Origin of the sequence: Nonomuraea sediminis (genome assembly GCF_018531495.1) — a bacterium.
Classification (GTDB): Bacteria; Actinomycetota; Actinomycetes; order Streptosporangiales; family Streptosporangiaceae; genus Nonomuraea; species Nonomuraea sediminis.
In genome coordinates this window covers 49,089-68,199 of sequence record NZ_JAHDTI010000004.1, presented here as the reverse complement: position 1 = coordinate 68,199, position 19,111 = coordinate 49,089, and the positions used below count along the sequence as shown (strand labels likewise).

The following is a 19,111-nucleotide window of genomic DNA, read 5'->3' as shown; positions in this document are numbered from 1 at the left end:
GTAGGTACTCATGACAGACGCGAAACTGCGGATCAGGACGGCGGCGGTACTGCTGTTCGCGCGCCAGGGATACGCGGCCACCAGCATCAGGGACCTCGCCCGGGAGGTCGACATGACCAACGCCGGGATCTACCACCACGTGGCGAGCAAGGAGGCCCTGCTCGCCGAGCTCATGCGAGAGGGACACCGCGAGCTCATCGACTCCACCCGCAAGGCGCTCGTCGGCGCCGAACACCCGGCCGACCGGCTGGCGATCCTCATCACCACGCTGACCGCCGTGCACGCCCTGACTCCGATGATCACCCGGGTGATGGACGGCGAGCTCCGCTCCCTCACCCCGGGCTCCGACTCTCACGCCGAGATCATCGGCCTGCGCGACGCCTACGAGGAGTACTGGCGCGCCACGCTGGCCGACGGGGTCGACCGGGAGATCTTCCGGGTGGCCGACCAGCGGCTGACCCGGCTGGCGCTGATGTCGATGTGCACAGGCACCAGCGAGTGGTACCGGCCCTCCGGTGACTCCTCGCTGGAGCAGGTGTGCGCGGAGTTCGTGGAGATCGGGCTGGCCGCGGTCCGCTGCCCGGTCCGGCCCACGGCCGGGCTGGACCTTTCCGTGTTGCCGGACTACCCCTGGGAGCCGCCTCATGACCTATGACTCGATTCCCGACCTGCTCCGGCACGCCGCCGAGAAGTACGGCGAGCGGGAGTTCCTCCGTTTCCCCTCCGCGTCCCTGAGCTTCGCCGACGTCCATGAGCAGTCGGGACGCATGGCAGGCGCGCTGGTGGACAGGGGCGTCCGCCCGGGCGAGCGGGTGGCCGTGATGATGGACAACGTGTCCGGCTGGCCGCTGAGCTGGCTGGCGATCGTGCGGGCCGGGGCCGTCACGGTCCCGGTGAACGTCCGCTACCGGGCCGCCGACCTGGACCACGTGCTGCGCGACTCGGGCGCCGTGGCCACGCTGACGACGGCCGAGCACGCCTCCCGCATCCCCGGCACCGTGCACCTGGTCGAGGACCTCTCCGACGGCTCGCCGCCCGACCTCTCCCTGTCCCGCGAGGATCTGGCGAACTTCCAGTACACGTCGGGGACGACGGGCTTCCCCAAGGCGTGCATGCTCACCCACGACTACTGGCTCAGGAGCGCCGAGCTCACCGCCGACGTCGTACGGCTCCGCGACGACGACGTCTTGATGGTCGCCCAGGCCTTCTCCTACATGGATCCGCAGTGGATCGCGATCATGTGCATGCTGGGCGGCATCCCCCTGGTCGTGCTGCCGCGCTTCTCGGCCTCCGGGTTCTGGGCCTCGGCGCGCGAGCACGGCGCGAGCATGACCTACGTGCTCGGCACGATGCCGATGCTCATGCACAAGCAGCCCCCGCACCCGCTTGACGCCGAGAACCGGATGCGGCTGGTGCTGTGCTCGGGCATCGCCCCCGCCCTGCACCGCACGTTCGAGCAACGCTGGGGCGCGCCCTGGCGGGAGCTGTACGGCTCGACCGAGACCGGTCCCGACCTGCTCGTCTCCCCCGACGCCGACGACACCGTCGGCACGGGCGCCCTCGGGTTCCCGCCGCCCGGCAAGCAGGTGCGCGTGCTGGCCTCCGACGGGGAGGTGGGCGAGATCGTGGTACGCGGCACGCCGATGATGAACGGCTACTGGAACCACCCCGAGGCCACCGAGAACGCCTTCCGCGACGGCTGGTACCACACCGGCGACCTGGGCTTCCGCGACCCCGACGGCTACATACACCACGCCGGGCGGCTGAAGGACATGGTGCGCAGGGGCGGGGAGAACATCTCCTGCGCCGAGGTCGAGAGCGTCCTCGGCGAGCATCCGGCGGTGCTGTCCACGGCGCTGGTGCCGATCCCCGACGAGCTGTTCGGCGAACTGCCCAAGGCCTTCGTCCAGCTGCGGCCCGGGCACGCCTCCGACGCCGCCACGGCCCGCGCCATCGCCGACCACGCGCGGCAGCGGCTGGCCCGCTTCAAGGTGCCCGCCTACCTCGAGTTCGTCGAGGGCTTCTCGCTGACGCCCTCGGCCAGGATCGAGAAGCGCCACCTGCTCGACCCCGGGCGCGACCAGCGTGCCGGGGCCTTCCACGTCGAGGAGTCCGCATGATCGAGACAACCATCCGGGACGAGGTGGCCGTGGTCACCCTGCGGCGGCCGGAGAAGCTCAACGCGCTCACCGCCGCGATGCGGGCCGGCCTGGCGGCAGCCGTACGGGCTCATGGCGACGGGAAGGCAGCCCGCGGGATCGTGGTGACAGGAACCGGGCGGGCGTTCTCGGCCGGGGAGGACCTGCGCGAGGCGGCGAACCTGCCGATGACCGAAGGGGTGGAGAGCTTCCACGACCTGACCAGGGCCGTCCTCGAGACCCGGGTGCCGGTCGTGGCGGCGGTGAACGGGCTGGTCGTGGGCGGGGCCGCGGAATGGACGCTCTGCTTCGACGCCCGCATCGGCACGCCGTCCACCGAGTACTTCCTGCCGGAGAACGGGATCGGGCTGTCGATCTCGAACGCCTCCAGCTACCTGCTCGGCAGGGTGGTCGGCGGGCGGGCGCTACGCCTCGTGCTCGACTCCACCAGGACCGGCGCGGCCGACGCGCAGGCGCTCGGGCTGCTCGACGAGATCGTCGAGCCCGACGTGCTCATGGAGACCGCGATCGGGCTGATCCACCGCTGGACGCAGCCCGGCATGGCGACCTCGGTGCACCTGCGGCTGCTGCGGCCGTCGCTGGAGGAGGTGGAGCGGGCCTTCGCGCGGGAGACCGAGGCGGCGCTGGAGGTGGAGGCCAGCGGCATCGCCAAGGCGGGGATGAACAGGTTTGTCTCTAGGGAAAGATGATCGCGGCCACCACGAGGACCACGGCCAGCGCCAGGACGGCGATCGCGTCGATCGACCAGGTCACCTTCGTGGTCGCGGCCTCCTCGGTGCGGCCCTTGGCGGCCTGGGCGCGCTCGTTGATCTGCTCGCCCACCCAGTCGGCGTGCGTCTTGCCGGCGAAGGCCTCGGCCGCCATCTGCTCGGCCTTGGTCTGCACCGGCTCGGTCTGGAAGCGCCCGCGGCGCGGCGCCTTGGGCGCGCCGCGGCGCTGGGCCCTGGCCCGCTCGCGGGCCGAGCTCATCGGCGTCCACAGCCGCAGCATCTGGCCGCCGTCGTGCTCGACGTTGATCGAGTGGGAGACGCCGGCGCCCTCCACGAGGGTCCACGGCACGAACGTCGAGCGCAGCGGGTTGCGCGCGACCAGCCCCGCCTCGGTGAAGACGGTGGCGGGGCGCAGCGCGATCACGTAGACCAGCGCCGTGATCACGCCCAGCACCGCCGCGGCGATCAGCGACGGCTTGCCGTTGTAGCGGACGGTCAGATCCCAGGCGTTGAACGCGACGAACGCCAGCCAGACGCACCCGAGCGCGAAGGCGGTCTTGGAGCGGTAGGTCTGCTTCACGGCTGCCACTTCAGCTGCGCGAACCCGGGCTTGATCACGCCGTTGATCAGCGCGAGCCGCTCGTCGAAGGGGATGAACGCCGACTTCATCGCGTTCACCGTGAACCACTGCAGGTCATCCCAGCCGTAGCCGAACGCCTCGACCAGCTTGGCGAACTCCTCCGACACGCTGGTCGAGCTCATCAGCCGGTTGTCGGTGTTGACGGTGACCCGGAAGTGCAGGCGCCGCAGCAGCCCGATCGGGTGCTCGGCGATCGAGGCGGCCGCCCCGGTCTGCAGGTTGGAGGTCGGGCACATCTCCAGCGGGATGCGCTTGTCGCGCACGTAGGCCGCCAGCCGCCCCAGCTTGGCGCCGTCCTCGGAGATGTCGTCGATGATGCGGACGCCGTGGCCGAGCCGGTCGGCCCCGCACCACTGGATCGCCTGCCAGATCGACGGCAGCCCGAACGCCTCGCCGGCGTGGATGGTGAAGTGCGCGTTCTCCCGCTGCAGGTACTCGAAGGCGTCCAGGTGCCGGGTGGGCGGGTAGCCCGCCTCCGCGCCGGCGATGTCGAAGCCCACGACGCCGACGTCGCGGTAGCGCACCGCCAGCTCGGCGATCTCCATGGAGCGCGCCTGGTGCCGCATGGCGGTGAGCAGCGTGCCGACCTTGATCCGGCCCTCCGAGCCCTCCCTGAACCCCTCGAGCACCGCCTGGACCACCTCGTCCAGGCTCAGCCCGTGCGTGGTGTGCTGCTCGGGCGCGAAGCGCACCTCGGCGTAGACGACCCCGTCGGCGGCCAGGTCCTGGGCGCACTCGGCGGCCACCCGCACGAGCGACTCGCGGGTCTGCATGACGCCGACCGTGTGGGTGAACGTCTCCAGGTAGCGCTCGAGCGACCCCGAGTCGGACGCCTCCTCGAACCACTGACGCAGGTTGTCAGGATCCGTGGTCGGCAGGTCGTCGTAGCCGGCCTCCCGCGCCAGCTCCACGATCGTCTCGGCGCGCAGTCCGCCGTCGAGGTGATCGTGCAGCAGCACCTTCGGCGCTCGCCGGATCTCGTCAAGGGTGGGGCTCATCTGGCCATGATACGGTCGCCGCTCCCCTGCTACGGAGGGCCGCGCGGCATCCCGCGCGCCCCGGGTTCTCCCGTTTTCCGGTACGGCGGGCGTGCGGCGGCGGTCCTCGACCGTTTCGACTCGGGCCGGCTACCCGGCCTCAGTCGCGCTGGGCGCTCTCCGGGCTGAAAGCGGGCAGGCAGACGGCGATGTACTCGGCGCCCTCCTCGCCCGTGCTGTAGCGGATCTTCTCCCCCGGCTCGGTGATGATGGCCTGCCCGGCCGTCACCTCGGTGGTACCGCCCGCGTGCTCCACCAGTACGGTGCCCCGCAACACCACCGTGTACTCGGTGAAGGACGGCGTCTGGGCGGGCTCGTCCCAGCCGGGCGGAGCCACCATGTGCGCGATCGAGATCGCCTCGTCGCCGCTGTTGACGCGGCCCACATGCTCGTCGATGACCTTGCCGCCGGGCACCGGGATCCGGGTCGCCCCTTCGATCTTTCTTACCACGCAGCTCAGTTTGCCACGTCGATGACCAGCCGGTTCGGCCCCCTCTGCTCGAGCACCCTGAAGGGCGCCCGGTGGTCGAGCACGATGCCGACGCCGACCCGGCCCTCGAAGTCGCCGGTCTTGACCACGTCGGTCACGTTGCCCAGGTTGGCCTGGAAGACGGGCCCGCCCGTCCAGGTGGGGTCGCCCTTGTCGGTGTGGGCTTGCGCGGGGGTGAGCACGACCTGCAGGTAGGCGCCGCCCTTGGCGTGGATCGGCTTGCCTGAGGCGTCCTGGACCAGCTCGTCCACCCACTTCACGGTGTAGCCGGGCATCTCGCCACGCAGGTCGATCACCACCCGGTCGTACCCCTGGTGCGTCGCGAAGCGCACGGTGGACACCAGCGCCGCCTCGCCCGGCTCGTGCTGGACGTCCACCTCGCGCGTGGAGGTGGGCGCGGCCGCCGGAGTCCGCGTCGGCGAAGCCGTCGCGGAGGCCGTCGGGGTGACGGTGACCGACGTGCTGGACGGCGGAGCCGCACCGCACCCCCCTACCAGGAGACACAGCGCGACGAGCGCGAAGGAGCCACTGCGTGAGGGCCGCATATCCGAGGGATTCCCTGCTCACGCCGCATGCATGCGGCGTACGCGGTATCGGCATGGCACGGCGGGTTTACCTGGTGACCAACTCCCCCGTACTGTGATCAACTCCACGAGGAGTCGAACAATTGACCAAGAATGATGGTTTATCGCAGTTCGCCGCCGACCATGCGGAGTGGTTCGCCCGATCGGCCTACCTCCTGACGGGAGATCCGGAGAAGGCCAGGCACCTGGCCATCCGGGCCCTGGTGACGACGGGCCGCCGCTGGCCCGGGTATCGGTGGAACAGACCGGCCGAGGCGGTGCTCGGCGCCCTCTACCGCGCCTACCTCGCCGCCCCCGCGGAGCCGCCCGCGGGCTTCCCGCTGGCCGGGATCTCCCCGCTCGGCCGAGCGGCCGTGGTCGCCCAGTTCCACGACGGCCTGGACCCGGACCGGGCCGCCCAACTGCTCGGCACCTGGCCCGGCGCCCTCCACCAGGAAACCGGCCAGGCCCGCGCCACCCACCCGGCCCTCTTCGACCAGGACGAGGAGCCCGAGCCTCCCGCCGAGGACCCCACGCCCGAGCCGCCCACCGGCGCCCCGCAGGCGGACAGCCCATGGGTGGCGCCCGGGCAGGCCGACGTCCTCACGGCGACCGCCAACCCCTGGGCGATGGCCCCGCCCCCGCCGGCTCCATCGACCGCACCCGTCCCCTCGCCCGCCCTGGTACGGCTGGCGGCCGAGCTGCCCGCCGCGGTGCCGATGGACGTCGCCCAGACCGCGCCGCGGCTGGTCGTCAGGCGCCGCCTCATCAATCGGAGCGTGTTCACCGCGCTGAGCCTCGCGAGCGCCGGCACGCTCGTGGCGGTCACCATCGTCGCGGCGAACGCGGTGGCGAACAACATGGAAAGGGCCGCCCAGCAGGCCGACGCCCCGATCTCCGAGCTCGACCCCACGCCCACCGCCGAGGGCCCCACGGCCGAGGACGTGCAGCCCGACCCGCTTCCCGAGCGGCTGGACGAGCCGATCAGCCGCGCCTACCAAGGCTTCTGCAACAGCGACGCGCCCATCGACTCGCGGCAGCCGCCGGAGTGCGCCCAGTGGCGCCTCGTGGGCACGTCGGGCGCCGAATGGCGGCTGGACGAGGCCCAGGCCGACAAGCCCCACCAGGGGACGTACGTGCCGGAGGTGGCCGTCAGCCAGAACGGCCGGCGCATCGCCTACCTGGACACCCATAACGACTACGTGGTCCGCGACCTGGCCACCGGCAAGTACAAGACGTTCAGGATCCAGCTGCACGGCTCCGATCCCGAGTTCGCCTCCTCGCGCAACGGCCGCTATTTCGCGGTCAACTTCCTCCAGAGCGGCGTCGACAGCCCGCTGCTCGACTTCACCAAGGGCACGACGACCTACGGCGCCTGGACCATGGCCGTCACGGACGACGGCAAGCGCGTGATCGACGAGTCCATGGAGAGCGACACCTCGTTGTACACGAAGATCAAGGTGGCCGGCCGCCGCTTCCGTATCGACGCCGAGGTGGGCATCAGCGGCGGGGCGCTCTCACCCGACGGCCGGACGCTGGCCGTGGCCGACGACGAGCGCGTGATCACGCTGGATACGCGCAACGGACACGTCACCAAACTGCGGCGCCTGGTGGGCGCGGACGGCGCCCAGGAGATCGACACCGTGGAGCGCTGGCTCAACGCCGACGAGGTGATGGTGCGCCTCTCGGACGAGGAAGACGAGGTCTACCTGGCTGCCGTGGACGTGCGCACCGGGAAGACCCGTGACCTGGACACGGGCGACCTCGAGTACGGCGACGTCCTGGGCTCCTTCACGGAATGACGAAAGGCCCCCGGCACGCGCCGGGGGCCTTACACCGAAGGGTCAGACCGTCTCGTAGGCCTTGGTCTCCTCGACGGCGGGAGCCGTACGGGGAGTGCGCAGGCCCAGAGCCGAGATCAGCAGGCCGACGACCGCCAGTACCAGCGGGACGACGATCGCCGAGCGGAGCGAGTCGACCGTCATGCCGTGCGGGGAGTTCGAGGTGAGCACGGCGGTAACCACCGCGAGCACGATCGCGCCGCCCACCTGGCCGGAGGTGTTGAGCAGCCCGGAGGCCAGGCCCTGCTCGTCGTCGTCCACACCGTTGGTGGCCTGGATGTTGAGCGAGGGGAACATCAGCGCGAAGGCGATGCCCATGAGGATCATGCCGGGCAGGACCAGACCGCCGATGCTCGGGTGCTCGTCGATGCCCAGGAAGATCGCGTACCCGCCGGACAGCGCGGCAGCGCCGATGACGATGAGCTTGCCGGTGCCGAAGCGGTCGGCGAAGTCGCCCATCTTGGTCGAGGTGACGGCGACCAGCAGGCCGGCCGGGAAGAACGCCAGCGCGGTGCCCAACGCGGACCAGTGCAGCAGGTTCTGGAAGTACTGCATGGCCACGAACTGGAAGGCCACGTAGGAGCCCATCAGGATGAGCAGGCCCAGGTTGGCCCTGACCAGCGAGGCGGACCTGAGGATGCCGAGCCGGACCAGCGGGTGCTTCATCCGCAGCTCGGCGAAGACGAACAGGCCGAGCAGGGCGGCGACGCCGACCAGCGAGCCGATGGTGCGCAGCGAGCCCCAGCCGGCCTCCGGCGCCTGGACGACGGTGTAGACCAGCAGCAGCATCGAGGCGGTGATCAGCACGGCGCCGAGGAGGTCGTGGCCGCCCTCGGCCCGCTCCTCCTGCTCGTTGCTCCGCAGCACCCTCAAGGCGGCAAGCAGCGCGATGACCGCGACGGGCACCGGCATGAGCAGCGTCCACCGCCAGCCGATCTCGGTCAGGATGCCCGACAGCACCAGCCCCAGGGAGTATCCGCTGGCGCCGCAGGCGGTGAAGATGCTGAGCGCTCTGTTGCGCTCCGGCCCTTCAGGAAATGTCGTAGTGATGATGGACAATGCCGCAGGCGCGGTGAACGCGGCGGCAACACCCTTGATGAACCGGGCCGCGATCAGCAGCCCCCCGTCGTCGACGAGGCCGCCGAGCAGCGACGCCACGGCGAAGACACCCAGCGCGACCAGGAACACCCTGCGTCGCCCGAGCAGGTCGGCGGTCCTGCCTCCGAGGAGGAGCAAACCGCCATAGCCAAGCACGTAGCCGCTGACAACCCACTGAAGAGAAGAGGTGGTGAGCCCTAGATCCTTCTGGATGGAGGGAAGCGCCACACCGACCATCGAGACATCAAGCGCGTCAAGAAAGATCACTGCGCAGAGCACGGCAAGCGCGCCCCAACGGGACGAGGAAGAGGACATGGGTCCAAACAATACATGCATCAGCATCTTATGCAACAGCATTTAATTCCGTTGCATGAGATTTAGCGAGGTGGTAACCTCCGCGTCATGGACGAGGAGTTCGTGGTCGGGACCTGGCATTACGTCCTGGCCAAGCATGCGAAGGCCATGTGCGCGCTCGAACGCGAGCTCGGCGAGAAGCACGGTCTCGGGCCCAGCGAGTTCGAGGTGCTCGACCGCATCGTCCATCACGATGCCGACCTGCGCATTCAGGAGCTCTGCGAGGAGGTCCACCTCAGCCAGAGCGCGCTGTCGCGCGTCGTCGCCCGCCTGGAGAAGGCCGACCTGGTCACCCGCGGCGTGTGCAGTTCAGACCGGCGGGGCGTGTTCGTCTGCATCACGGAAGAGGGCCGGGCACGCTACGAACAGGCGCGCCCGACCCACATGGCCGTGCTGAAAGAGATCTTCTCCGAGGACCCTGCCCTCGTCTAAGCGGTGATCCTGTCGATCACCAGCGGGAGCTGCTCCTGCGAGGCGGGACCCACCGCGTAGCCGCCCTCCAGCGCCTCCAGGGCGCGGGCGAAGCGCTCGGTCTCGTCGGCGTGCAGGGTCAGCAGCGGCTGCCCGGCCCGCACCACGTCGCCGGGCTTGGCGTGCAGCGTGACGCCCGCGCCGAACGACACCGGGTCCTCCTTGCGTGCCCGGCCCGCGCCCAGCCGCCAGGCGGCCAGGCCCACGGCGTACGCGTCCAGCCGGGTGAGCACGCCCGACTCGGGCGCCTCCACGGTCATCGTCTCGGCCGCGCGCGGCAGCAGGGCGTCGGGATCGCCGCCCTGGGCGGTGATCATCCGCCGCCAGGCGTCCATGGCCGAGCCGTCCTTCAGCGCGTCCTCGGGGTCGACCCCGGCGACCCCGGCGGCCTCGAGCATCTCCCGCGCCAGCCGTACGGTCAGTTCGACCACGTCGGACGGCCCGCCGCCCGCCAGGACCTCGACAGACTCCTCGACCTCCAGCGCGTTGCCCACCGCGCGCCCGAGCGGGCGGTCCATCGCGGTCAGCAGCGCGACCGTGCGCACGCCTGCGTCGGTGCCCAGCGCGACCATGGTCTCGGCGAGCTCGCGCGCCGTGTCGACGGTCTTCATGAACGCGCCGGAGCCGACCTTCACGTCGAGCACCAGCGACCCGGTGCCCTCGGCGATCTTCTTGGACATGATCGACGAGGCGATCAGCGGGATCGACTCGACCGTGCCCGTCACGTCGCGCAGCGCGTACAGCTTCTTGTCGGCCGGCGCGAGCCCCGACCCGGCCGCGCACACGACCGCTCCGGCACTGCGCAGTACGGCCAGCATCTCCTCGTTCGACAGCGAGGCACGCCAGCCGGGGATCGACTCCAGCTTGTCCAGCGTGCCGCCGGTGTGCCCGAGCCCGCGCCCAGAAAGCTGCGGCACGTAGGCGCCGCACGCGGCGACCAGAGGCGCGAGCGGCAGCGTGATCTTGTCGCCGACGCCGCCCGTGGAGTGCTTGTCCGCGGTCGGCCGGTCCAGCGACGACCAGTCCATGCGCTCGCCCGAGGCGATCATCGCCTGGGTCCAGTCGGCGATCTCGCGCCTGTTCATGCCGTTCAGCAGGATCGCCATGGCCAGCGCCGACATCTGCTCGTCGGCCACCACGCCACGGGTGTAGGCGTCGATCACCCAGGCGATCCGGTCGGAGGACAGCTCGCCGCCGTCGCGCTTGGCGCGGATGACCTCGATGGCGTCCATCACGCGCCCCTGTTCAGGTCGTCGGGGCCGAAGGCGTAGGGCAGGATCTCCGACATCGGCTTGGGGCCGTCCACGGTCTCGATCAGCAGATCCTCGCCGCCGAACTCGTAGAGCAGCTGGCGGCAGCGCCCGCACGGCATGAGCAGCTCGCCGTGGCCGTCCACGCAGGTGAAGCCCACCAGCCGCCCGCCGCCGGAGGCGTGCAGGGCCGAGACCAGGCCGCACTCGGCGCACAGGCCCAGCCCGTAGGAGGCGTTCTCCACGTTGCACCCGGTGACGATGCGGCCGTCGTCGACGACGGCCGCGGCGCCCACGGGGAACTTGGAGTAGGGGGCGTAGGCCTTGTGCATCGCCTCGACCGCCTCGGCGCGCAGCCCGTCCCAGTCGATGTCCATCACCATCAGTGTTGTTCTCCCCGTCGGTAGCGCACGCCGTCGGCCGCGGGGGGCCGCAGCCGCTGCGAGGCGACCGAGAGCACCAGCAGCGTGAGGATGTGCGGAGTAACGAAAACCAGCTCGTTGGGCAGCGCCTTGACCGTCAGCCACAGCCAGAACAGCGCGATCGCGCCGACCACGGCCGCGCCGAGGAGCGTGTACTCCTTGGCCCCCGGCCCGGCCAGTTCGGGCGCGAGCCTGCTCTTCAGGTGACTGCGGACCCGGTTGACCACCCAGAGCAGCAGCAGGATGGAGCCGAACAGGAAGAACCCCGTGATGGCGGTGGAGCTGCGCAGTTGCAGACCGTCGGCGTAGCCGAACAGGGACGCGCCCAGCGCCAGGCCGCCCGGCCGCCAGTTACCGAAGATCATCGCGGCCAGGCCGATGAAGCCGCGCCCGCCCGTCTGGTTCTCGACGTACTTGGTGCTGATGAAGACCAGGAACACGCCGCCGAGCCCGGCCATCGCGCCGGAGATGATCGTGGCGATGTACTTCATCCGGTATACGGGCACACCCAGCGACTCGGCCGCCCACGGGTTCTCACCCGCCGAGCGCAGCCGCAGGCCGAACGCGGTGCGCCAGAGCACGTAGAACGTCAGCGGCAGCAGCAGGACGGCCAGGATGACCAGCACGTTGACGTCGTGGGTGACGCCGCGCAGGATGCCCGCCACGTCCGAGAGCAGGAACCAGTGCGTGTTCTCCAGCTTGCCGAGCAGGTCGGGCCCGTCGGACAGCACCGGCAGGCTGACCGTGGGCGCCTGCGAGGTGATCGCGGGCGAGCTGGTGATGCCGGCGCCCGCCTTGTTGGCCGCGGTCCCCTCGCGGTAGAGCACCTCCGACAGGAACCGGGTGATGCCGGGCCCGAGCAGGTTGATCGCCACGCCGCTGATGATGTGGTCGACGCCGAAGCCGACCGTGGCGATGGCGTGCAGCAGGCCGCCGAGGGCGCCGGCGATGAGCCCGGCCACCAGCGCGGCCGTCGCGCCCCACTGGTATCCGGCCCAGCCGGCGAACCAGGTGCCGAGCACCATCATGCCCTCGAGGCCGATGTTGACGATGCCGGCCCGCTCGGCCCACAGTCCGCCGAGACCGGCCAGGCCGATCGGCACGGCGAGCATCAGCGCGGCCGAGAACGTGCCGGAGGAGGTGATGTCGGTCTGCCCGGAGATCCACCGCACCAGCGACAGCAGGATGATCAGTCCTGCGGCGCTGACCAGCATGAGGTGGTACTTGCGGGTCTTGGTCATGGTCGTCGTCGTGGCCATCACGCGCCCACCTTCACCGGAGTAGCCTTCGCCAGGTGCCTGGCTGCCCGCCGTTCCTCCTGGCGGAGCGCGATCCTGTCGGTCAGCTCGCTGGCGATGACGATCAGCAGGACGATCGCCCCCTGAATGATCATGGTGACCGAGGGCGGCACGTTGGCGAACTGCAGCGGCCCCGTCGCCCGGTTCAGGAACCCGAACAGCAGCGCGGCGACCGCGATGCCGAGCGGCTTGTTCCGCCCGAGCAGCGCCACCGCGATGCCGCTGAAGCCGAGCTGCGGGGTGAAGTTGGAGCCGAAGGCGAACTTGTCGCCCAGGATCTCCGGCAACCCCACCAGACCGGCGATCGCCCCGGACAGCACCATCGCCGAGATGATCATCCGCCGCGGGTCCACGCCCGAGGCCAGCGCCGCGGGCGCGTTCAGCCCGCTGGCCTTGACGTCGAACCCGAACCGGGTGCGCTCGAGCAGCAGCCAGACGACCACGCCGAGGACCACCGCCACCAGCAGGAAGCCCCACAGGCCCGTACCACGCGCCGGCGGCAGCCCGACCAGCGAGAACAGGTCGTTCAGGTTCGGGAAGTGCGCCGACTCGGGCAGCATCGGGGTGTTCGTGGTGAGGGTGCCCGGCTGACGCTCGCCCCTGAACGGCCCGCGCACCAGGTAGGCGGCCAGGCTGATCGCGATGTAGTTCAGCATGATGGTCGAGATGACCTCGTTCACCCCGCGAGTGACCTTGAGCACGGCGGGGATGAACGCGTACGCGCCGCCGACCACCATCGCCACCAGGATGATCACGGTGATCTGGAACGGCGCGGGCAGCACGAAAGTGGAGCCCACGTAGGCCGCGCAGATGGCCGCGATCCGGTACTGGCCCTCGACCCCGATGTTGAAGAGGTTCATGCGGAAGCCGACGGCCACCGCCAGGCCCGAGATGAACAGCGGCACGGCCTGGTTCAGCATCGAGGCGATGCCGGTGGACACGGCGCGCGGGGTGGCGCCGAAGTTGAAGAATGCGGTCAGCGCGTCGACGGGGCTGGCGCCGGCCGCGATGATGGCCACGCTGCAGATCCCCACGGCCAGCACGATCGCCACGATCGCACCGGCCAGGGTCAGCAGCGCGCGATTGAGCCCTGCGGGCATCACGTCTCCTCGGTGATGGCGCCGGTCATGTACCCGCCCAGCCGGTCGGGGGTGACGTCGGAAGGATCGAGTCTGGCCACCAGCCGTCCGCGCAGGATCACGTACAGGGTGTCCGACAGGCCGATCAGCTCGTCCAGGTCGGCCGAGATCAGCAGTACGGCGAGCCCGGCCGCCCTGGCGTTGCGCAGGTGGTCCCAGATGGCGGCCTGGGCGCCCACGTCCACGCCGCGCGTGGGGTGCGCGGCGATGAGGAACACCGGCTCGCCGCTCATCTCGCGCCCGACGATCAGCTTCTGCTGGTTGCCGCCGGACAGCGCGAGCGCGAGGGTCTCCACGCTGGGCGTGCGGACGTCGTACTCCTTGACGATGCGCTCGGTGTCGGCCCTGGAGGCCTTCCTGTTGATCCAGATGCCCTTGCTCGCCGGCGGCCTGGTCTGGTGGCCGAGCACCCGGTTCTCCCAGAGGGAGGCCTGCAGCAGCAGTCCCTGTCGGTGCCGGTCTTCCGGGATGTAGCCGATGCCCGCCTCGCGGCGCTTGAGCGTGGCCCAGGAGGTGATGTCCTCCTCGCCCAGGTGGATCGCGCCGCCGTTGAGGGCGCGCATGCCCATGATCGCCTCGATCAGCTCGGACTGGCCGTTGCCCTCGACGCCGGCGATGCCGACGACCTCGCCCGCGTGGACGGGGAACGTCACGTCCGACAGCAGGGGACGGCCGCCGTCGCCGCCGCTCAGCGTGAGGCCCTTCACGTCGAGCATCACCCTGTCGGTGACGGTCGACTCGCGGGTCTCCGGGGTGGGCAGCTCGCTGCCGACCATCATCTCGGCCAGCTGGCGCGCGTCGGTGACAGCGCTGCGCGGCACGCTGGTGACGGTGGTGCCGCGACGGATCACGGTGATCTCGTCGGCGATGTTGAGCACCTCGTCCAGCTTGTGGGAGATGAAGATGACGGTCAGGCCGTCGGCCTTGAGCTCGCGCAGGTTGTCGAAGAGCTCGTCGACCTCCTGGGGCACCAGCACGGCGGTGGGCTCGTCCAGGATGAGGATGCGGGCGCCGCGGTAGAGGACCTTGAGGATCTCCACGCGCTGCCTGTCGCCGACGCCCAGCTCCTCCACGAGGCGGTCGGGGTCGACGCGCAGGCCGTGGCTCTCGCCGAGTTCCGTGATGCGCGCGCGGGCCGCTCCAGTGTCGAGGTTGGCGCCCTTCTTCGGCTCGGCGCCCAGGACGATGTTCTCCAGCACCGTGAAGTTGTCGGCCAGCATGAAGTGCTGGTGGACCATGCCGATGCCGACGTCGATGGCGTCGCTGGGGGTGCGGAAGGACACCTCTTCACCGTTGACCTTGATGGTGCCCTCGTCCGGCTTCTGCATGCCGTACAGGATCTTCATCAGGGTGGACTTGCCCGCGCCGTTCTCGCCGACAATGGCGTGCACGGTGCCTGCGGCGACGGTGATGCGAATGTCGTGATTGGCGACGACGCCGGGGAAGCGTTTGGTGATGCCCTCCAGGTCGACGGCCGGTTTCGCCGGTGCGAGGGTGTCGGAAGTCATTGTTCGCTCCCGCTCATGCATTCTCCTCGTGGGGGGCGGATAGACCGAAGGCCCGGGATTCCGTTTTCGGACCCCGGGCCCTCAATCGTCGTTGTCACCCAGGTTACGGCTTGGTCGGAACCTGAATCTCGCCGCTGATGATCTTCTGCTTGGCAGCGTCGATCTTGTCCTTGATGTCGTCGATCTCGCCGCCGGTGGTGGCCAGGCCCACGCCGTCGACCTTCAGGTCGTAGATGGTGTTGCTGCCGCCCTTGGCGCCGCCCTGGAAGGCCTTGATGTACTCGAAGACGCCGACGTCGACGCGCTTGAGCATCGAGGTCATGATGACCGGCTGCAGCGCCGCGTCCACGGTCTGCCGCTGGTCGGAGTCGACGCCGATGGCCTTCTTCTTGGCGGCCGCGGCGGCCTGGAAGACGCCCTGACCGGAGTCGCCGGCCGCGTGGTAGACGATGTCCGCGCCGTCCTGGTACATCTTGTCGGCCGCGACCTTGCCCTTGTCGGGGGCCTTGAAGCCGCTGAAGTCGCCGTCAGGCGTCAGGTACTTCGTGTCGATCTTGACCTTGGGGTTGGTGGCCTTGACGCCCGCCAGGAAGCCCGCCTCGAACTTCTTGATCAGGTCGGTCTCGACGCCGCCCACGAAGCCCACGTGGTTGGTCTTGGTCTTCAGCGCCGCCACGACGCCCGCCAGGTAGGAGCCCTGCTCCTCGGCGAACTGCAGGCCGGTCACGTTGGGCGCGTTGGAGGCGGAGTCGACGATGGCGAACTGGACCTCGGGGTACTCGGCCGCCACCTTCTTGACGTCGTCGCCGTAGGCGAAGCCCACCGCGACGATCGGGTTGTAGCCCGCGTCCGCCAGCTGCTGGAGCAGCGCGCCGCGGTCAGAGCCGTCGGCCTTCGGGCTCAGGTCCTTGACCTCGGCGCCGAGGTCCTTCTGCGCCTTCTCCAGGCCGGCGTAAGCCGAGTCGTTGAACGACTTGTCACCGCGGCCGCCGACGTCGAACGCCAGGCCGACCTTCAGCGCCCCCGACTTCGGCGCCTCACTGCTCGCCGCGCCCGAAGGCTGCGCGCTCGAGGTGGTGCCGCCTCCGCCGCTGCCACCGCACGCCGCGGCGGCCATGAGCATGGCGCCGGCGAACGCGCCGACCGCCATCCTGCCGAATCGCTTGCTGAGCAAGGCGACTCCCTTCCATTTCCCCGCCGTCAAACTTCATCGCAGGCGCGAAGAAATGTACGGCAACCCTGCACGGAAGATAGTTGCTTGACCAGGGACAACCAAACCGGGACACAGGGTCGCAACCGCTCCGTTATCGACATCAGTCGCGTCTGTGACCTGGATCCGTAATCTTGCCTGGCGCTCTTCCTTGTCAGAAGTTTGCACTTGTAGGTGGAACTTTTTGCCATTAGGGAGTCAGGCATGCTTGCTCGAAGATCGTTAGCCATTCCGCTGGCGACCGCCCTCGTCCTGGCGATGAGCACCGCGACCGCCCATGCGGACACTCCAGCGATCAAGATCGAGAACAACGCGACCCAGCCCGTCTTCTCCCGCGCCGACGCGGTCAAGCAGACCGTCTACGTGGAGGTCGCGGGCGTCGACAGCGACAGCGACGGCAAGCCCGACAGGGTGGCCGTCGACATCCTGCGGCCCAAGGAGACCGACCAGGGACTCAAGGTCCCGGTGATCATGGAGGCCAGCCCCTACTACGCCGGCGGCAACGACGTCGCCAACCACGTCGTCGACGTCGACGAGAACGGCAACCCGCTGCCCTCGCTGCTGTCGTCGAGCAGCAAACTCGCCGCCGAGCCCTTCGACGGCTACTACGACAACTACTTCCTGCCCCGCGGCTACGCCATCGCCCTGGTGGAGAACCTGGGCAGCGGCCGCGCCACCGGCTGCCCCACCACCGGCGACCGCAACGAGACCCTCGGCCCGAAGGCCGCCATCGACTGGCTCAACGGGCGGGCCAGGGGCTTCACCGCCGACGGCCGGCCCGTCGAGGCGACCTGGTCGACCGGCAACGTCGGCATGATCGGCGTCTCCTACAACGGCACGCTGCCCAACGCCGTAGCCACCACGGGCGTCGAGGGGCTGAAGACGATCGTGCCGATCGCCGCCATCTCCTCCTGGTACGACTACTACCGCGCCAACGGCGGCGTCCTCGCCCCCGGCGGCTTCCAGGGCGAGGACACCGACGTGCTCGCCAAATACGTCCTGACCAGGGCCGACGGCCAGAACGTGTGCAAGGCGACGATGGACTACCTGACGAACACGCAGGACAGGATCACCGGCGACTACAGCGCCTTCTGGGACGCCCGCAACTACCTCAACGACGTCTCGCGCGTGAAGGCCAGCGTCTTCCTCGTCCACGGGCTCAACGACTGGAACGTCAAGAGCAAGCAGTTCGCCCAGTGGTGGTACGCCCTGGCCAAACGGCACGTGCCGCGCAAGATCTGGCTCCACCAGGGCACCCACATGAACCCCTTCAACCTGCGCACCGTCGAGTGGCTGCGCCAGCTGCACGGCTGGTTCGACTACTGGCTCTACGGCATCGACAGCGGCATCATGCGCGAGCCGCAGGCCGACATCGAGATCGGCCCAGGTCAGTGGCAGCAGGCCGCCTCATGGCCGCTCCCCCGCACCTCCCCGGTGCGGCTCTGGCTCGGCTCGGACGGCAAGCTCGGCCTCACGCCCCGGCCGCTGTCACCTCCCGAGTCGTTCGTCGACCAGAAGGTCCGTACGGCGGAGCAGCTCGTCGAGACCGCGCCCGGCGGGGATCCGAACCGTCTGGCCTACCTGACCGATCCGCTCGAATCCGACGTCCGGATGTCGGGCACGCCGTACGTGTCGGTGCGCGCCTCGTTCCGGGGCGGCGCCTCGCCGTACCTGACGGCGCTGCTGGTGGACTACGGCACGGACGTCCGCGCCAACGGCACCCTCGTGCCCACGGGTGAGACGCTCTGCTACGGCCAGGGCATCCCCGGCGACACGGGCTGCACGGCGATCAGGAAGCTCGGCACCGCCGAGACGCCCTGGAAGATCGTCTCCAGGGCCTGGCTCGACGCGCGCAACCGGCACCGCCCCGACGTCACCGAGCCACTGCGCCCCGGCAAGCCGTACAGCTTCACCTGGGACTTCCAGCCCAAGGACTACCTGTTCAAGAAGGGCCACAAGATCGGCCTGGTGATCATCTCAACAGACGTGGACTACACGCTCCGCTACCCACCAGGAACCCAGATCGAACTCTCCCCCGCCCACTCCTCCCTCTCCCTCCCGATCACCCTCTCCTAGCCGACGACCTCTCACTACGCCGGTGCACCGGCTGGATCACCGGTTCGCACCTGGCCAGGTTGATCTGGTCGGCGTGGAAGCACCCCGATTCTCAGTCCGCCCGCCGGACTGGCCTCGGGAGTACGGCGGGCGGATCCCCGTGGATCCGCCCGCTCTGGTCCTTGTTCGCCAGCAGCCACTCAACGAACGCCCACGCGGTGTCCTGGTTCTTGACGCGTGAGCGTCGTGCCTGTTCAGGTGAGGTTAAGGGGGATTTCTGCCCACGAAGGGAGCGGGAGATGGCCGACACGGTGATCGCCCGAAAGCCGGGCGAAGGGGACGCCTTCTGGATGCTCGGCGGCCTCTACGAGGTCAAGGCGGCAGGCAGCGAAACCAACGGCGCCCTCACGATCATGGAGATGACCATCCCAGTCGGCGGCGGCCCACCATCGCACACGCACCCCGGGGGTGAGTCGGTCTACGTCCTGGACGGCACGATCCGCTTCCACATCGGCCAGGAAACCGTGGAAGGAGGCCCCGGCTCCTTCTTCTACATCCCGGAAGGCACCTGGGAGAACTTCGAGCCCACCAGCACCGCCCGCGTACTCGTCATCTACAACCCTGGCGGCATGGACGAGTTCTTCGCCGAAATCGGCGAACGAGCCCCCGCTCACCAGCCACCATCAGCCGCGCCAACCGACCTGAGCATGCTCATCGCCGCGGCAGACAGATATGGCATGAGAATGAGAGACCTAACCTGACCCGTCGGGGGCCCATTCATCCCACCGGGAACGACCACGCCCCGCTCGGCTGGCCGCGCCCACGCCGTTCACCATGTCGGCGCGCGGCCCAGCGGCGCCTCTGTC

General features: G+C 69.7%; 18 protein-coding genes. 7 read left to right on the top strand and 11 right to left on the bottom strand.

Going from position 1 to position 19,111, the window contains the following annotated elements; translation table 11 throughout:
* Window positions 1-10: 10 nt before the first annotated feature.
* The 3 genes from KIK09_RS20175 to KIK09_RS20165 are packed head-to-tail and all read left to right on the top strand — an operon-like array spanning window position 11 to window position 2,848.
* Window positions 11-655 carry a TetR/AcrR family transcriptional regulator gene (locus KIK09_RS20175; protein ID WP_214320829.1) on the top strand — a complete coding sequence of 215 codons (645 nt, stop codon included), beginning with the start codon at window positions 11-13 and terminating at the stop codon, window positions 653-655.
* Window positions 645-2,120 (top strand): AMP-binding protein, encoded by a 1,476-nt coding sequence (locus KIK09_RS20170; RefSeq protein WP_214320828.1) that lies wholly within the window; start codon window positions 645-647, stop codon window positions 2,118-2,120. Before KIK09_RS20175 ends, KIK09_RS20170 begins: the two co-directional genes overlap by 11 nt.
* The gene (locus tag KIK09_RS20165; protein ID WP_214320827.1) at window positions 2,117-2,848 is read left to right on the top strand and encodes an enoyl-CoA hydratase/isomerase family protein; all 732 of its coding nucleotides are present in this window, start codon (window positions 2,117-2,119) and stop codon (window positions 2,846-2,848) included. The genes KIK09_RS20170 and KIK09_RS20165 overlap by 4 nt, the downstream gene beginning before the upstream one ends.
* On the opposite strand, the gene KIK09_RS20160 is transcribed toward KIK09_RS20165, so the two are convergent.
* The 4 genes from KIK09_RS20160 to KIK09_RS20145 form a co-directional block, all read right to left on the bottom strand.
* Window positions 2,835-3,449, bottom strand: a complete 615-nt coding sequence (locus tag KIK09_RS20160) for a PH domain-containing protein (RefSeq protein WP_214320826.1) — start codon at window positions 3,447-3,449, stop codon at window positions 2,835-2,837. The genes KIK09_RS20165 and KIK09_RS20160 overlap by 14 nt on opposite strands.
* Window positions 3,446-4,507 (bottom strand): adenosine deaminase, encoded by a 1,062-nt coding sequence (locus KIK09_RS20155; RefSeq protein ID WP_214320825.1) that lies wholly within the window; start codon window positions 4,505-4,507, stop codon window positions 3,446-3,448. The genes KIK09_RS20160 and KIK09_RS20155 overlap by 4 nt, the downstream gene beginning before the upstream one ends.
* Before the next feature lie 139 nt (window positions 4,508-4,646).
* Window positions 4,647-4,997 carry a cupin domain-containing protein gene (locus tag KIK09_RS20150; protein ID WP_214320824.1) on the bottom strand — a complete coding sequence of 117 codons (351 nt, stop codon included), beginning with the start codon at window positions 4,995-4,997 and terminating at the stop codon, window positions 4,647-4,649.
* A gap of 5 nt (window positions 4,998-5,002) precedes the next feature.
* Window positions 5,003-5,581 (bottom strand): AMIN-like domain-containing (lipo)protein, encoded by a 579-nt coding sequence (locus tag KIK09_RS20145; protein ID WP_214320823.1) that lies wholly within the window; start codon window positions 5,579-5,581, stop codon window positions 5,003-5,005.
* Between the two features lie 122 nt (window positions 5,582-5,703).
* Here KIK09_RS20145 and KIK09_RS20140 point away from each other — a divergent pair, with 122 nt between their 5' ends.
* Window positions 5,704-7,401, top strand: coding sequence for a hypothetical protein (locus KIK09_RS20140; protein ID WP_214320822.1), 1,698 nt, complete (start codon window positions 5,704-5,706; stop codon window positions 7,399-7,401).
* A gap of 42 nt (window positions 7,402-7,443) precedes the next feature.
* Here KIK09_RS20140 and KIK09_RS20135 read toward each other — a convergent pair whose 3' ends face one another.
* Complete coding sequence (locus tag KIK09_RS20135) at window positions 7,444-8,853, bottom strand: MFS transporter (protein WP_275956221.1); 1,410 nt, start codon at window positions 8,851-8,853, stop codon at window positions 7,444-7,446.
* An 87-nt stretch (window positions 8,854-8,940) separates the two neighbouring features.
* Here KIK09_RS20135 and KIK09_RS20130 point away from each other — a divergent pair, with 87 nt between their 5' ends.
* Window positions 8,941-9,324: a MarR family winged helix-turn-helix transcriptional regulator gene (locus KIK09_RS20130; RefSeq protein ID WP_214320820.1), complete on the top strand. Its 384-nt coding sequence runs from the start codon at window positions 8,941-8,943 to the stop codon at window positions 9,322-9,324.
* On the opposite strand, the gene KIK09_RS20125 is transcribed toward KIK09_RS20130, so the two are convergent.
* The 6 genes from KIK09_RS20125 to KIK09_RS20100 all read right to left on the bottom strand — a co-directional run bounded on the left by KIK09_RS20125 (window position 9,321) and on the right by KIK09_RS20100 (window position 16,154).
* A complete protein-coding gene (locus KIK09_RS20125) occupies window positions 9,321-10,595 on the bottom strand; it encodes a thymidine phosphorylase (RefSeq protein ID WP_214320819.1) in 1,275 nt (424 codons plus the stop codon). The genes KIK09_RS20130 and KIK09_RS20125 overlap by 4 nt on opposite strands.
* A complete protein-coding gene (locus KIK09_RS20120; RefSeq protein WP_214320818.1) occupies window positions 10,595-10,990 on the bottom strand; it encodes a cytidine deaminase in 396 nt (131 codons plus the stop codon). The genes KIK09_RS20125 and KIK09_RS20120 overlap by 1 nt, the downstream gene beginning before the upstream one ends.
* 5 nt (window positions 10,991-10,995) lie before the next feature.
* Window positions 10,996-12,294 carry an ABC transporter permease gene (locus KIK09_RS20115; protein ID WP_250573516.1) on the bottom strand — a complete coding sequence of 433 codons (1,299 nt, stop codon included), beginning with the start codon at window positions 12,292-12,294 and terminating at the stop codon, window positions 10,996-10,998.
* Window positions 12,294-13,433, bottom strand: a complete 1,140-nt coding sequence (locus KIK09_RS20110) for an ABC transporter permease (RefSeq protein WP_214320817.1) — start codon at window positions 13,431-13,433, stop codon at window positions 12,294-12,296. The genes KIK09_RS20115 and KIK09_RS20110 overlap by 1 nt, the downstream gene beginning before the upstream one ends.
* The gene (locus tag KIK09_RS20105) at window positions 13,433-14,980 is read right to left on the bottom strand and encodes an ABC transporter ATP-binding protein (RefSeq protein ID WP_214320816.1); all 1,548 of its coding nucleotides are present in this window, start codon (window positions 14,978-14,980) and stop codon (window positions 13,433-13,435) included. Before KIK09_RS20105 ends, KIK09_RS20110 begins: the two co-directional genes overlap by 1 nt.
* A gap of 103 nt (window positions 14,981-15,083) precedes the next feature.
* Window positions 15,084-16,154, bottom strand: a complete 1,071-nt coding sequence (locus tag KIK09_RS20100; RefSeq protein ID WP_214320815.1) for a BMP family lipoprotein — start codon at window positions 16,152-16,154, stop codon at window positions 15,084-15,086.
* A gap of 240 nt (window positions 16,155-16,394) precedes the next feature.
* On the opposite strand from KIK09_RS20100, the gene KIK09_RS20095 reads away from it, so the two are divergent.
* Both KIK09_RS20095 and KIK09_RS20090 read left to right on the top strand, forming a co-directional pair.
* Window positions 16,395-18,266, top strand: coding sequence for a Xaa-Pro dipeptidyl-peptidase (locus tag KIK09_RS20095; RefSeq protein ID WP_214320814.1), 1,872 nt, complete (start codon window positions 16,395-16,397; stop codon window positions 18,264-18,266).
* 278 nt (window positions 18,267-18,544) lie between these two features.
* Window positions 18,545-19,006 carry a cupin domain-containing protein gene (locus KIK09_RS20090; RefSeq protein ID WP_214320813.1) on the top strand — a complete coding sequence of 154 codons (462 nt, stop codon included), beginning with the start codon at window positions 18,545-18,547 and terminating at the stop codon, window positions 19,004-19,006.
* The last annotated feature ends 105 nt before the right edge of the window (window positions 19,007-19,111 follow it).

Bases quoted from the DNA above. Each gene is read 5' to 3' on its own strand.
- KIK09_RS20145 (WP_214320823.1), bottom strand. From the start codon at position 5,581: ATGCGGCCCTCACGCAGTGGCTCCTTCGCGCTCGTCGCGCTGTGTCTC.
- KIK09_RS20110 (WP_214320817.1), bottom strand. From the start codon at position 13,433: ATGCCCGCAGGGCTCAATCGCGCGCTGCTGACCCTGGCCGGTGCGATC.
- KIK09_RS20115 (WP_250573516.1), bottom strand. From the start codon at position 12,294: ATGGCCACGACGACGACCATGACCAAGACCCGCAAGTACCACCTCATG.
- KIK09_RS20125 (WP_214320819.1), bottom strand. From the start codon at position 10,595: ATGGACGCCATCGAGGTCATCCGCGCCAAGCGCGACGGCGGCGAGCTG.
- KIK09_RS20170 (WP_214320828.1), top strand. From the start codon at position 645: ATGACCTATGACTCGATTCCCGACCTGCTCCGGCACGCCGCCGAGAAG.
- KIK09_RS20175 (WP_214320829.1), top strand. From the start codon at position 11: ATGACAGACGCGAAACTGCGGATCAGGACGGCGGCGGTACTGCTGTTC.
- KIK09_RS20120 (WP_214320818.1), bottom strand. From the start codon at position 10,990: ATGGACATCGACTGGGACGGGCTGCGCGCCGAGGCGGTCGAGGCGATG.
- KIK09_RS20095 (WP_214320814.1), top strand. From the start codon at position 16,395: ATGCTTGCTCGAAGATCGTTAGCCATTCCGCTGGCGACCGCCCTCGTC.
- KIK09_RS20130 (WP_214320820.1), top strand. From the start codon at position 8,941: ATGGACGAGGAGTTCGTGGTCGGGACCTGGCATTACGTCCTGGCCAAG.
- KIK09_RS20090 (WP_214320813.1), top strand. From the start codon at position 18,545: ATGGCCGACACGGTGATCGCCCGAAAGCCGGGCGAAGGGGACGCCTTC.
- KIK09_RS20105 (WP_214320816.1), bottom strand. From the start codon at position 14,980: ATGACTTCCGACACCCTCGCACCGGCGAAACCGGCCGTCGACCTGGAG.
- KIK09_RS20155 (WP_214320825.1), bottom strand. From the start codon at position 4,507: ATGAGCCCCACCCTTGACGAGATCCGGCGAGCGCCGAAGGTGCTGCTG.
- KIK09_RS20135 (WP_275956221.1), bottom strand. From the start codon at position 8,853: ATGTCCTCTTCCTCGTCCCGTTGGGGCGCGCTTGCCGTGCTCTGCGCA.
- KIK09_RS20165 (WP_214320827.1), top strand. From the start codon at position 2,117: ATGATCGAGACAACCATCCGGGACGAGGTGGCCGTGGTCACCCTGCGG.